Origin of the sequence: Chitinophaga tropicalis, assembly GCF_009758205.1 — a bacterium.
Classification (GTDB): Bacteria; Bacteroidota; Bacteroidia; order Chitinophagales; family Chitinophagaceae; genus Chitinophaga; species Chitinophaga tropicalis.
Genome location: NZ_WRXN01000030.1, coordinates 1 through 13,163 on the forward strand (window position 1 = coordinate 1; position 13,163 = coordinate 13,163).

At 45.9% G+C, this 13,163-nt stretch carries 11 protein-coding genes; 1 reads left to right on the forward strand and 10 read right to left on the reverse strand.

Annotated features, from left to right (window positions below; all coding sequences use genetic code 11):
• Positions 1–227 precede the first annotated feature (227 nt).
• From GO493_RS30165 to GO493_RS30180, 4 genes are all read right to left on the reverse strand, one after another.
• A complete protein-coding gene (locus tag GO493_RS30165; RefSeq protein ID WP_157309968.1) occupies positions 228–854 on the reverse strand; it encodes a response regulator in 627 nt (208 codons plus the stop codon).
• A 101-nt stretch (positions 855–955) separates the two neighbouring features.
• Positions 956–2,164: a lanthionine synthetase C family protein gene (locus GO493_RS30170; RefSeq protein ID WP_157309969.1), complete on the reverse strand. Its 1,209-nt coding sequence runs from the start codon at positions 2,162–2,164 to the stop codon at positions 956–958.
• Positions 2,165–2,236: 72 nt separating this feature from the next.
• Positions 2,237–2,419: a hypothetical protein gene (locus GO493_RS30175; protein ID WP_157309970.1), complete on the reverse strand. Its 183-nt coding sequence runs from the start codon at positions 2,417–2,419 to the stop codon at positions 2,237–2,239.
• Between the two features lie 35 nt (positions 2,420–2,454).
• Complete coding sequence (locus tag GO493_RS30180; RefSeq protein ID WP_157309971.1) at positions 2,455–2,613, reverse strand: class I lanthipeptide; 159 nt, start codon at positions 2,611–2,613, stop codon at positions 2,455–2,457.
• A 218-nt stretch (positions 2,614–2,831) separates the two neighbouring features.
• Between GO493_RS30180 and GO493_RS30185 the strand changes: the two genes are divergently transcribed.
• Positions 2,832–5,918 carry a lantibiotic dehydratase gene (locus tag GO493_RS30185; protein ID WP_198315872.1) on the forward strand — a complete coding sequence of 1,029 codons (3,087 nt, stop codon included), beginning with the start codon at positions 2,832–2,834 and terminating at the stop codon, positions 5,916–5,918.
• Here GO493_RS30185 and bla read toward each other — a convergent pair.
• The 6 genes from bla to GO493_RS30215 all read right to left on the reverse strand — a co-directional run bounded on the left by bla (position 5,875) and on the right by GO493_RS30215 (position 13,151).
• Positions 5,875–6,762, reverse strand: coding sequence for a class A beta-lactamase, subclass A2 (gene bla, locus GO493_RS30190; protein WP_157309973.1), 888 nt, complete (start codon positions 6,760–6,762; stop codon positions 5,875–5,877). The two genes, GO493_RS30185 and bla, sit on opposite strands and share 44 nt — an antisense overlap.
• Positions 6,763–6,791: 29 nt before the next feature.
• Positions 6,792–9,434: a non-ribosomal peptide synthetase gene (locus GO493_RS30195; RefSeq protein ID WP_157309974.1), complete on the reverse strand. Its 2,643-nt coding sequence runs from the start codon at positions 9,432–9,434 to the stop codon at positions 6,792–6,794.
• Positions 9,435–9,539: 105 nt separating this feature from the next.
• Positions 9,540–9,779, reverse strand: a complete 240-nt coding sequence (locus GO493_RS30200; RefSeq protein WP_157309975.1) for a DUF6755 family protein — start codon at positions 9,777–9,779, stop codon at positions 9,540–9,542.
• Positions 9,780–9,790: 11 nt separating this feature from the next.
• The gene (locus GO493_RS30205) at positions 9,791–10,297 is read right to left on the reverse strand and encodes a Rieske (2Fe-2S) protein (protein WP_157309976.1); all 507 of its coding nucleotides are present in this window, start codon (positions 10,295–10,297) and stop codon (positions 9,791–9,793) included.
• A gap of 38 nt (positions 10,298–10,335) precedes the next feature.
• Positions 10,336–10,905: a 4Fe-4S dicluster domain-containing protein gene (locus GO493_RS30210; protein ID WP_157309977.1), complete on the reverse strand. Its 570-nt coding sequence runs from the start codon at positions 10,903–10,905 to the stop codon at positions 10,336–10,338.
• 29 nt (positions 10,906–10,934) lie between these two features.
• Positions 10,935–13,151 (reverse strand): molybdopterin oxidoreductase family protein, encoded by a 2,217-nt coding sequence (locus tag GO493_RS30215; RefSeq protein WP_157309978.1) that lies wholly within the window; start codon positions 13,149–13,151, stop codon positions 10,935–10,937.
• Between the last annotated feature and the right edge of the window lie 12 nt (positions 13,152–13,163).

The window sequence follows — 13,163 nt, forward strand, 5'->3', positions numbered from 1 at the left end:
GATTTACCTTAGGCTTCCTTCAGATTCCTCCTCACGAAGGACACCCTTGCCATCGGTTAACGCTTCCCACTATCAAGGCGCGTTCGGGACTTACACCCTAGAGTTTGCGCCCGTGCCGGGCGCACCACAAAAAAGCGCTTTTGCCTTCGGCAAAAGCGCTTTTTTGTAAGGAGGGATAACCGGCCTCCGGCCGGTTAAGGGAATTTTGCGTTGTGCGCGGCGCTGAATTACACTAATAATTTATTATCTACTGCATACTTAATAAGCATAGCGGTATTCTTTACTTCCAGCTTAGCCAGGAGCTTCTTCCGGTGTGTGTTCACCGTATCTGCACTGATAAATAATTTCTCTGCGATCTGTGTATTGGTATATCCTTCCGAGATAAGGAACAATACTTCTTTTTCCCTTCTTGTAAGAGGAGGAAAATGATGCCGTATATCAGCATCCCTGCTTCTCCCTGCGTCTTTGATATCAGGAGAGAGGTAGATATCTCCGGCATGTACGGCATGAATAGCATATAACAATTCATCCTTATCAACATTATTCAGGACATAACCGCTTGCCCCGCATTGCAGGATATCAGCAATATATTTCCTGTCCTGCAGTGCACTTAAGATCAATACTTTTGTGTCCGGATATTCTATCTTAATAGTAGCGCAAAGCTCTATGCCGTCAATATCAGGCAGGCAGGCGTCCATCACAACAATATCGGTTCTGTTATGCAGCAGGAATTTTAGACAGTCGTAACCACTTCTGGCCTTTCCAACCAGGGCTATATCATTTTCAATACCAAGCAAGACTTGCAGCCCCTCCAGTATTAAAGGATGATTATCAACAAAATACAGGCGGATCATGGGTTTTCAGATTTAAGATATCAGTATGGAACAATTGGCAGGTAACAATCTTACAGGTTCGTGGTGATTAAGTATCATGTAATATAAGGAAAATAAATTGATCACGATAAAAGCAAACACCTGTCCCATGCAGGTGCATTGTTATTATCTAAAGCAGCAATTAATGATAGCCCGATACCTGTTATACCTTCCAGCAATCCATAGCTGTTCTCATAGCTATCTTTCGCATAGAATTTAAATCCTGCAGCCCCATCTTTCCGGTTATTCAGCTGTAATGTATAAGCTAACCACTTATCGGCTCCTTCCAGCAAGGCAAATTGACCGGTAAGCAGGTAAGACCGGCGGTATATATGTGAAATACCGGCGCTTCCATGACAGAGGCAGGCATCATGTACGCTTCCATTTCTGGCATCACGGTATTGCAGGGTATGATTAAGGATATTCAGCGCTTCTTCTTTATAAGAAGCATTTCCCAGCCAGTGACCGGTATTCAGCAGAAGCGTGGCAATGCTAAGATCTCCGTAACACCAGCCCAGCCGGCTCTGCTTACCGGTAAGCGCTACCCGGTTGCTATCTACCAGCACAGGGTATAATGAAGTTACATTTTCTTCCGAAAGGTTCCTGGTGGCCAATATCCAGCTCATTGACCGCTCAATCAGCAGTCGCGTTCTGTCCTTTTCAATTCCTTTATGATATATCATTCCGAGGATAGTGATAATGGCGGGTACCCCATGTGCCAGTCCCATGTTGAAAGACATCAATGGCTGGCCATTCTCTTTCAGTTCTGTAACATGGTCCTGCCAGCTGATACCTTCACTGAAAGGAACTGCCGCTTTTTCCAGCAGTGTTACCACATCTGTCAGGGGTGCTGCAATATGGTCTTCCTTTTCAAGGAAATATAAAGCGATGCCCAATCCTTCATGTAAGAAATCATAGCGTTGCTGTTGTAATTCGTCCTGTATTGCATTACCCAGCAGCTCATCTACTTCTTCGAAGATATCTGCCATATCGCCGGCATCGGCAAAACCTTCATTTATGAGATGTTGTATACACCAGGCTATCCCGGATATACCATTACAATGAGAGGAAGGTAAGGGAGTAGCAGCCAGTTCCCGGATACTTTGCAAAAGGATATGGTGAACTTTCTTCAGGTATTTTTTCTTCCCTGTCAGTTTGTAATAATAAGCGAAGAACAAGGCACATCCGGTATAACCACTCAATAAGCCGGGAGATGCAGTTTGTTCAATAAAGTTGTTCAATGTCCCGCTGATATCTTCCAATACCCTGGTCACTTCTTTTTTCTGGTCCATATAAGCACATCAAGCAAAAAACAAGGGCTGGCCCCGCCAAAGGCAGACCAGCCCTCTTTATCTTATAGTCTGTTAGAAACGGCAGGAATCAACGCTGCAGATAGGAGCGCCCTGGCTTACATCGTTCGTACAAACTTTGAAAGAAACGACTGTTGTAGTAGGCGCCATTGCATTAGCATTGTCTTCTCTGGGATTGCTCAGGCTGGCAATTTTAATTTTTCCGAGAGCGAGTTTTTTCTCTGTTTTCTTTTTCATAATGAGTGATTTTGAGTTTCGGGTAAAAAATATTCTTAGTTTCTGCCATCAGGCGGAGGTGTACATTTTAAGAGGCTGCAGCCTGTATAAGTAGGAGCATTAGCATCTCTTTTTAAACCGTCCTGGTTAGAGGAATTCAGTTTTGCAATCCTGATCTTGCCAAGATTGAGTTTTTTTCCTGGTTCTTTTTTCATAGTTAACAACAGTTTATTATTAAGAATAAAAATGTAATTCTAAGCAGCAGGTTTAAGTAGATATAAGCGATTCTGGTTATGTTTAAAGATAAGGATAAACCTCGCGCCCCATGTTCACTGAAAAAGGTGATTTTTCAGCAATATTGTCCAGTGATCATTATTTCACCTTTTAAGGTGAGGCCCGTCAACCGGTAAATAGTTATCTTATTCACATGTTAATGAGTAACAAAGATTTCTACCTGCTCCGGTCCCCGCTGCTTCCCATCAATGCTTTAGATCATTTATTGCATATACCGTATCAGCAGCTGGCTGCTGAAATTAAAGAGCTCTTCTCTTCAGCACTCCTGGCTGAAGCTATTTATATAGCATCTCCGGAGTTCAGCAGGGAACTGATCAAGTGGCAACAGGGCCAGCTTACCGGAGAAAAAGAAATTGAGAAACTGGTACTCTCCCTGTTCAGGTATATGTTGCGCATGAGCTACCGCTGCACACCCTATGGATTGTTTGCAGGTTGTTCCACAGGCTCCTTTAATAACAGTACCGATGTACAAATAGCCGCGCCTGAACAACATCAGAAACATTGCCGGCTGGATATGAATTATGTTGCAGAGCTGGCAGACGTAATTGGCAGGTTGCCTGATGTGCAGGAACAATTAAAGTACTTTCCGAATAACTCCCTGTATCCTGTTGGAGATACTTACAGGTATGCTTCCTACACCATCAAAAACAAATTCCGCCAGTATGATCTGACCTCTGTAAACCGCTCTGTTTATCTTGAAAAGGTACTGACTCATGCGGCAGCAGGCGCCACTATCAACCAGCTATGTTCATCCATTACAGACGAAGAGATCTCATATGAAGAAGCGAAAGAATTCATTGCCGAGCTGATAGAAAGCCAGCTGCTGATCAGCGAGCTGGCACCCACTGTAACAGGAGAAGAATTCTTTAAGGTACTGACGGGTAAACTGAAAGACATAACACCTGCAGCAGATATACTGCTCTCTATACAACAGCTTTTAACGAAGCCTGCTGCCGGTATCGATAAATATCTTCAAACACATGCTCTTGTAAAGAAGCTGCTTCCGGATACCAATACAAAAGACCTGGTACAAACAGACCTTTTTCTTTCTGCACCATCCAATACCATTTCACAGCATGTGGCAGATGAACTGGCAGAACAAGCCTCGCACCTCTGGAAATTATCTTCCGTTAATAATAATCCCGATCTGCAGCAGTTTATTTCCCGCTTCCGGGACAGGTATGAAGAACAGGAAATCCCCCTGGTAATAGCGCTTGACACTGAAACCGGCATAGGCTATGGCAGTCATACAGGACATAGCGCCACACATGCCCCGCTTGTAGATGAAATATTTATACCGAATAACCAGGAGCCCGATACCATTTCCTGGAATAAACTGCGCAGCTTTCAGCTGGAACTGCTGGGCAGGCATCAGGCAGAAATTGAGCTTACAGATAAGGACCTGGATACATTCAATCCGTCTGCACAACCCAACATTCCTGACAGCCTGTACCTGATGGGCAGCCTGGTGGCAAAAAGTGCGGAAGATATAGATAACGGCCAGTATCTTTTTGATCTGAGCTCCTGTGGCGGGCCATCTGCCGCCAACCTGCTGGGCAGGTTCTGTCATGGAGACAATTTCCTGAAAGAAAAAGTACAGGAATGCCTGGAAGAAGAAGCACAACATTCCCCTGAAGATATTTATGCCGAGATAGTACACCTGCCTGAATCAAGGACCGGCAATATCCTGATGCGGCCACAGCTGAGACAGTATGAGATCGTATACCTGGGCAAAGGCAGCGTACCTGCTGAACAACAAATACCTGTCAGTGATCTTATGATCAGCATCCGGCAGAATACAGTTATACTAAGGTCAAAGAAACTAAACAAACGGATCATTCCCCGGTTAAGTACAGCACATAATTTTACTACCGGTAGCCTGCCTGTTTATAAGTTCCTGTGCGACCTTCAGTTCCAGCAATTGCACAATGCAACGGGCTGGCACTGGAACCTGCCTGTGGAGCAGCCTTTCCTGCCCAGAGTGAGGTATGGGAAGATCATTCTCAGTAAAAGCACATGGACATTAACGAAGAAAGACAAGACACCTTTTGCAGCGCTATGCGCACAACTGAATGTATCAAGGTATGTGGCTGTCACAGAAGGAGATAATGAGCTGTTCATTGATATGAAGAGTGAATCATGCCTTCACCTGCTGGAATCTATCTGGCAGAAAAAAGAGAAGATCATTCTCCAGGAGGTGCTGCAGACTCCTGACAACTGCTGGGTAGAAGGGGCTTCGGGACGTTTTACCAATGAACTGATCATTCCTCTGAAAAGTACTTCTTACCGGCAAACAGGCACGCAGTTAGCCGCACAGAACACAACATCCCTGCAACGCAGCTTTATGCCCGGTAGTGAATGGTTATATATAAAGATCTATGCCGGCGTTACATCCAACGAGAAAATATTAACCACTGTGATCAGGCCACTGGCGGAAGAGCTATTGAATGAGCAAGTTATAGACAAATGGTTCTTCATCAGGTATAATGACCCGGAAAATCATATCAGGATACGCTTCCATCATGGAAACAATGCCGGTTTCTGGAAAACTGTGACTGAAAGGTTGTATGCATTACTGGACCAGCATGCAATACTGATACATAGTGTACAGATAGATACTTATGTGAGAGAAATTGAACGCTATGGAACAGAGACCATGATACTCAGCGAGGATATTTTCTTTTATGACAGCGAAGCAACCATTAACTGTATCAGCCTGCTGGAGGGGGAAGAAGCCGAACATTACCGCTGGCTGCTGGCGGCCAGGGGAGTGGATATGCTATTACAGGATTTCGGGTATACGCTGTCTCAAAAGGCTGCATTTATGAAGAGAGTGCAAAAACATTTCTTTGAAGAATTCGGAGCAGCCCCTACCCTTCAGACCCAATTGAACAGCCAGTACAGGAAACATATGCGACAGCTGGCCGGTTTCCTGGATCCGTTGAAAGATAGTGCCAATGAGATTGAAGAGGCTGTGCATCTCTTCAATATAAGATCAGCGAAAATAAGCAAGGCGCTGCAGCAGGTTTCGCTGGCACATTCCCGCGAGGAACTCGTATCCAGCTACATCCATATGTTCCTGAACAGGATATTACTGTCCAACCAGCGCAAGCATGAACTGGTGATCTATCATTTCCTGAACAAATACTATGAATCGCAGGTAGCTATTCAGCAACAATCTGCTACTGCAAAGCATCCCAGCAAAGCCGGGCTATCTTTGCAATAACCTCGTCCCTCGTTTTTTCTGCGGCTCGTGCGTCAGATACAAACACTACAATTGCAAGGTGTTTCCCACCGGGTAATGTAATAATACCGGCATCGTTTGTAGCTGCCGTTATACCTTGTGCATTTGTGTCTGAAGTACCTGTTTTATGCGCCACCACAGCGTTTGCAGGGAGGAGCCCCTTTATCCTGCCGGGCCCCGTATTTGTTTCTGTCATTATCTTCAGCAGAAAATCATTACTGGATTTAGAAAGCCAGCTGCCTTTATGAATACCCTCCATCAACTGTACAATGGCCAGAGGAGTGCTCCAGTCAGTATATTGTACCTCCCAGGCTTTTGACATATCTTCTTCTGTGGCAACAATGTTGATGCTGTCTATTCCAAGACTATGGATGTATTTATTTACGTAAGCCGTTCCTCCCAGTAACCGGAAAAGAATGTCGCACCCGTTATTATCACTCTGGGAAACGGTATATGCAAGGACGTCACTCAAAGACATTACAGTTCCTTCAGGGTATTTCTTCCTGATGGGGCTCCACGTAGGTCGTAATTCTTCCTTGCGGATAGTTATCTTCTGACTGAGCGATAAGCGGCCTTTATCTACCTGGTCTAATATGGCAATAGCCAATGGTACTTTAAAAACACTCTGCATGGGATACCTGTCATTTCCTCCAAAGGAAAGTGTATCGCCGGTTTCCAGTAGTTTCAGGGCTACGCCTACATGCCCCTGGGCTGTGCTGGTAATAGGTCCTATTTTCTGCCTGATGGCATTGAGCTGAGCGTGGGTATGTGCGGGCAGTAAAAAAGTGGATAAAAGAAGTAAACTGAGGATCGTTGTGTTTTTCATCTGGCGTTGACATGCGTTTTAGCTACCACTCAGTCTTTCATGCGCTCGTCTATGACCTGTTGTAATAAGGCGCCAAAGGCTCTGTCATTAGGTGGCAGAAGGAACGTTTTATGATCTCCTTCCACTTCATGAATATGCAGCCCTTTCAGTGCATATCGCTTCCATCCCAGGTAAACGGGATCACGCAGATAATAAAGCCTGGTATCTACCCTGAACAGGTCAACAGCACAGCTATCAGAAGGCTGCAGGTGGTAGTTGCGGTATGCAAGTTCGTATTTTTTATTGATTTTGTTTTCCAGGCTAACATCTTCCGGCTCTTTTTTCCCGGTCAGGAATACGAAGCCGTCATGCAGTTTCCGGGCAAAGAATTCTGCCTGGTAACGTAATATTTCACGCGGATACTGACTGAAAGAACGCAGGATGAACATGAACTTCGGAAATTGTCTGCCTATCTTATTAATGATCCTGGATATGCCTTTTTCAAAGTAAATGGTATTATCTGCATAGGTATCAAAAACTGCGAGCAGCTTCACTGTTTTGCCAAGTGCCTGGAGTTGCTTTGCCATTTCGAAAGCCACTATTCCGCCAAAAGAATAACCTGCCAGTGCATAGGTATCGCCAAAATCACGTTGCAGTAATGCGGCGATATATTCTGCCGCCATATCTTCCAGGGTATCAAACGGCTCGTCCCTGCCGTTAAGCCCACGGGGCTGAAAGCCATATACGGGCTGCTCAGGGTCCATATTGCAGGCCACATTATTAAACACCAGCACATTCATATCAAGCCCGTTCACAATAAACAGCGGAGGCTTGTTGCCGTTAGGTTTGACGGGAACAAGTAAGTCCCAGGAAATAGACCTGTCATCCAGGTCAACCTGTTGAGATAATTTTTCCACGGTATTGGCCGTAAACAGGCATGCCAGCGGCAATCTCCTGCCTGTTTCTTTTTCCAGCTGTGTCATGATCTGCATGGCTACAATGGAATTACCTCCCAGCAGGAAGAAGTCATCATGTATGCTTACCCTCTCTTTGTGCAGCAATCTTGCCCACATAGATGCGATGAGTCTTTCCTGTTCAGTCCGTGGTGCTGTATATGCCTTGCTGGCATTTTCCACATCATGTCCTATTGTTTCCAGGGTATTCCTGTCTACCTTTCCATTCGGGGAAAGGGGGAATGCAGGTACTACAATAATTCGGGCGGGGACCATATATTCAGGCAACAGTGTTTTAACGCCCTGCAACCAGCGTGAAACGTCAGTAGTGTAGCCAAACTTTCTCTCATCAGGCATCACATATGCGATCAGCTGTTCGTTCCTGGCAAGCACTACACTATCCCTGACACCTTTCTGTTTGTTGAGCGCATACTCTATTTCTCCCAGTTCTATCCTGTAGCCTCTTATCTTGACCTGGTGATCTATTCTGCCCAGGCACTGAATATCTCCTCCGTTTACGATCCGGCCCAGATCGCCGGTACGGTACATCATCTCTGAAGGGTCTTTTGCGAAGGGATTAGGTATAAACTTTTCTTCCGTCAGTTCAGGACGGTTCAGGTATCCCTTTCCCACGCCTATTCCCCCGATATAGATCTCACCTACATTACCCGGCGTAACATGGTTAAGGCGTGCATCGAGAATATATGCTTCTACATTGGCAATCGTTTTCCCGACAGTGATCACCTCGTCTTCATGCTTTATCTGTTTAAATGTTGCCCAAACGGTGGTTTCTGTAGGGCCATACATATTCCATAAGGAGTTGCATCTTGCCAGCAACCGTTCTGCCAGCTTCTTTGACAAAGCCTCTCCTCCTATCAGTATCTTTAACGGCAGGCTGTCATTCCAGTCAGTTTCCAGCATCATTCTCCAGGTAGCGGGTGTAGCCTGCATCATGCTCACTTCTTCTCTTCTCACTATGTCCATCAATACACGGGCATCTTTTGAGGTCTCTGTATCTGTAAGTATGACCTCTGCGCCGGTTATTAACGGCAGGTATAATTCAAGCGCAGAGATATCAAAAGAAATAGTGGTAACGGCCAGCACCCTTTCATTCCGGGTTAAGCCCGGCGCTATCTGCATATTCAGGAGAAAGTTGACCAGCCCTTTCTGAGTGATCCTGACTCCTTTGGGTTGCCCTGTAGAGCCTGAAGTATAAAGAATGTAAACAATATCGTCGAGAGATATCTCCGTTTCCGGAGAGAGGACCGGGTATTCCGGCAGTACTTTCCAGATATTTTCCAGCAGCATCTCCGTTGCAATTTTCCCAAATTTTGACTGGTATTTCCCTTCCGTAATCAGGATGGTTGCTCCGGCGTCTCCCAGCATAAATTCCACTCTTGCCTGCGGATAATCGGGGTCCAGCGGCAGGTAGGCAGCTCCCGACTTAACAATGGCAAGCAGCGCTATCACCATTCTGGGCGTACGGTCTACCGCCAACCCAATAATATCCCCTTTCCGTATTCCCTGATCTAACAGGTACCGGGCCAGTTGGTTGGCAGAATTATTTAATTCATTATAAGTTATTACATGTTCCCTGAAACGTAGTGCTACCTCATCGGGGTATTGTAATGCTTTTTCGTCAATGAGTTCCTGAAGGGAACTTAATTCAGCGGGAGATGGATTACATATTTCCGACGGTTGAGGCTCATTTGTGATTGTCCGTTCATTATCTTTTCTCATTCTCGAATTGGGCGATAGTGATATGGATTACTGCGTAATTTCTTAAACACCCGAAAGCCCAATAAGTTCAAGCGACTTTGTAATTATTTATTTTTTGCAGAAAATCTATCTGCGGCTTCGCGGCAGATAATAGAGTAATGCGCAGTTGATAAAGAATATAGCCACCGATCCTATAAAAGCAGGAAATGCAATGCCTTTGTTGTGTTCCAGTGCATTGTTCAGTCCACTGTACAATAACCATATCTGGATGGTTACATTCAGGATAAGCAGCACTATGATAGCCAGCATCAGCGTACTGGTCTTATTGGGATGGGCCTGACTTTGTGCCCGGCGGAAAGTACTCATCGTTATTATTTTTATGCTTGTTCAGGAGCAGCGGTAACAAAAACATCATTGCCTTTCACCTGCACTTCCAACCGCGGTAACGGCCTTGGCGGAGGCCCCTGCAGCACTTCTCCCGTCATAGCGTCAAACCATCCGTTGTGGCAGGGACATTCAATTTTCCCGCTACCGGGCTTATAGAATACAGCACAGGAAAGGTGTGTACATTTCTGCTCATAGGCTTTGAATTCACCGTTTTCCAGGTGTATCAGAATATAGGGAATAGAACTGCCTTCCAATACAAATGAACGGGTGCCTCCTACAGGCAGCTCATCGGTGCTGCATACTCTATGTACACCCTGTACTTTTTTTCCGGGGAAGAAGAAGGCCTTTGCCGCTACGAATGCGCTACCTGTTGCCAACCCTCCTGATACCAGGCAGAGGAATTTTGCAAACTGCCTGCGTGTTACTTCTGTGGTTTCTGTCTGGCTGATGGGAAAGTCATTCTTCCAATCAGGTATTTTCTCTTTATTATCAGGCATATAAACTTTTATTCAATGATTTCTGTAAGCGCAGGCTGTCAATCAATCTTCAGCATGGTTGATCCTGCAGGCATCATAATATTCACTTTGGTTTTTACTTCCAGTTTGCCGAACTGAAAAGTATTGACCGGTACGCTGTTGGGCCTCATTCTCCGCATTTCTTCCCTGGTACCGTAATACAGCGCCTGGCTTGGACAGACAGTGGCACACATGGGTTTCTTGCCGGCGCTGGTCCGGTCGTAACACATGTTGCACTTCATCATCATGTCGTATTTCTCTTCCTTGATGGGTACACCAAAAGGACAGGCCATTACACAATTTGAACAACCGATGCACCGGGCTGTATTGGCAGTATGTACCACACCAAACTCGTCTTTGCTGATAGCATCTGCCGGACATACATTAGCGCACACCGGATCTTCGCAATGCATGCATACCTGCACAGTGGTTTGTATGGTTACCGCTCTCTCGACATAATTCACATGTATCATGGACTGCTGGCCATTGGTTTCACATTCTGCACAGGCCGCCTCACAGGCTTTGCAGCCTATGCAACGTTGCATATCCACAAAGAATTCCATGTCGGTCTTATAGTAAGAGGTTGTCATGCGATCATTTTTTGGTTATGGCTGAATTATTAAACGCTGTCATAAGCATGTGCTTCCTGTGGGGATTGAGCTTCTTTCCGCAGAGGGACCAACTGGCAGGCACATACTTTAAACTCCGGTATTTTGGAAATGGGGTCCAGTGTTCCCGGCGTCAGCTGGTTAGCCGATTTACGGCCAGGCCAATGGTAGGGAATGAAGACTGTATCCTTACGGATCGTTTCTACGATGTTAGCCGGGAATTCAGCTTCTCCCCTACGGGTAATTACCTTTACCAGCTCCCGCTGAGAGATGCCATATTTAGCAGCCAGCTCAGGATGTATTTCCAGCAAAGGCTCAGGATACTGGTTCACCAGTTTGCCAATGCGCCTGGTCTGTGTCCCGCTGAGGTATTGCGATACGACCCTGCCGGTGGTCAATACAACCGGGTATTCATCATCCGTTACTTCACCCGGATCTTTATATGGCACGGGATTGAAATGGGCTTTACCATCGGCCGTTGCAAACTTCCGGTCTTCCCATAATCGCGGCGTGCCAGGGTGATCAATAGACGGGCAGGGCCAGAATACGCCCATGTTCTTCTCTATCTTTTCATATGTTATACCGTAATAGTCAGCTGTACCACCTTTGGATGCCACTCTCAGTTCATTAAAAATATCTTCGCTGCTGTTGTAACTGAACTTATTACCTGCACCTAAACGTTCTGCCAGTTCAAGGATGATAGCGGTATCTGTCCTGGCCTGCCCGGGCGGTGTAACTGCCTGCCGTATGCGGGTCACCCTGCCTTCGGCAGTAGTGACTGTTCCTTCTTCTTCTTCATGCAGTGATCCGGGGAATATAATATTTGCATGGCGGGCCGTTTCATTGAGAAAGAAATCTATGGTAGCATAAAATTCCAGTTTCTCAAATGCTTCCCTTACATAATTGTTGTTAGGTAATGATACCAGCGGATTGAAGCAAAGAGATATCAATCCTTTTACCTCGCCACGGTGAATAGCTTCAATCAGTTCATAAGCGGTATACCCCGCTCCCGGCATTTCCGTTTCATCAATTCCCCATACGCCCGCAATATATTTCCGGTGTTCGGGGTTATTAATATCCCTGTTACCCGGCAGCTGATCACACTTATGCCCATGCTCCCTGCCGCCCTGGCCGTTGCCCTGACCAGTAATGGTAGCATAGCCGCAATAGGGTTTACCTATCCTTCCTGTGGCCAGAACAAGGTTAATGCAGCCCAGCACATTGTCTACACCTTTGGAATGATGTTCAATACCTCTTGCATGCAATAGAAAGCTGGTCGCTGCTTTTCCCCACCATTCTGCGGCTGTGGCAATTTTCTCTTTAGCAATGCCGGTCACCTGCTCCGCCCATTCCAGTGAGTAATCTTTTACGGCATCAAGTGTTTGCTGAAAACCGGTTGTGTGGTTGTTGATGAAGTCATGGTCCAGCATATCTCTTTCAGCCATATATCTCAACATGGCGCCGTAAAGGGCAGAGTCTGTTCCCGGTCTTATGTCCAGGTGCAGGTCTGCTGTTCGTGCCAGTGGTATTACCCTTGGATCTACTACAATCAGTTTGGCGCCATTATCTCTTGCCTGCCAGATCCAATAGGTAAGCGTAGGAAACGTTTCGCTTACATTGGCTCCGCAGACCATAATAACTTCAGCTTTCTTCAGATCTTCATAGTTATTGGAGCCACGGTCCAGCCCAAACGCCTTCTTATTACCAGCGCCGGCGCTTACCATACAGAGACGGCCATTATAATCAAGGTTACGGGTCTTCAGCGCCACTCTTGCAAACTTTCCTACCAGGTAACTTTTCTCGTTGGTGATGGATACACCTGAAAGCATGGCGAAGGCATCATTACCATATGTTTGCTGGATACGTTTTATTTCAGCAACGGTTTTGCTCATAGCCTCTTCCCAGCCCAGTGGTTTGAAGCCTACATCTTCTACCCTTTGCAAAGGCTCCAGCAGGCGGTCGGGATGATTGTTCTGCAAGTAACGCTGCACTCCCTTGGGACAAAGTCGCCCTTCATTAAAAGGAAATTCCATCCATGGGTCGAAACCTACTACCTTATTATTTTTTACCAGCAATTTAATGCCGCATTGCATGCCGCAAAAGCAACAATGTGTTTCCACCACTTTATCCGGCTCATCCCGCCCTATATAGCCTTCCTGCGGAGCGAAGTTCAGATGAGGGCCAAATTGTTCAATGATTTTTTCTGCAGTGACCGGTAGTCTAGCCATGAGTATCTTTAT

What these genes read in the sequence shown, in the direction of transcription:
- GO493_RS30180 (WP_157309971.1), bottom strand. Translation starts at nt 2,613, where the DNA reads ATGAAAAAAGAACCAGGAAAAAAACTCAATCTTGGCAAGATCAGGATT.
- GO493_RS30170 (WP_157309969.1), bottom strand. Translation starts at nt 2,164, where the DNA reads ATGGACCAGAAAAAAGAAGTGACCAGGGTATTGGAAGATATCAGCGGG.
- GO493_RS30205 (WP_157309976.1), bottom strand. Translation starts at nt 10,297, where the DNA reads ATGCCTGATAATAAAGAGAAAATACCTGATTGGAAGAATGACTTTCCC.
- GO493_RS30215 (WP_157309978.1), bottom strand. Translation starts at nt 13,151, where the DNA reads ATGGCTAGACTACCGGTCACTGCAGAAAAAATCATTGAACAATTTGGC.
- bla (WP_157309973.1), bottom strand. Translation starts at nt 6,762, where the DNA reads ATGAAAAACACAACGATCCTCAGTTTACTTCTTTTATCCACTTTTTTA.
- GO493_RS30185 (WP_198315872.1), top strand. Translation starts at nt 2,832, where the DNA reads ATGAGTAACAAAGATTTCTACCTGCTCCGGTCCCCGCTGCTTCCCATC.
- GO493_RS30195 (WP_157309974.1), bottom strand. Translation starts at nt 9,434, where the DNA reads ATGAGAAAAGATAATGAACGGACAATCACAAATGAGCCTCAACCGTCG.
- GO493_RS30175 (WP_157309970.1), bottom strand. Translation starts at nt 2,419, where the DNA reads ATGAAAAAGAAAACAGAGAAAAAACTCGCTCTCGGAAAAATTAAAATT.
- GO493_RS30210 (WP_157309977.1), bottom strand. Translation starts at nt 10,905, where the DNA reads ATGACAACCTCTTACTATAAGACCGACATGGAATTCTTTGTGGATATG.
- GO493_RS30200 (WP_157309975.1), bottom strand. Translation starts at nt 9,779, where the DNA reads ATGAGTACTTTCCGCCGGGCACAAAGTCAGGCCCATCCCAATAAGACC.
- GO493_RS30165 (WP_157309968.1), bottom strand. Translation starts at nt 854, where the DNA reads ATGATCCGCCTGTATTTTGTTGATAATCATCCTTTAATACTGGAGGGG.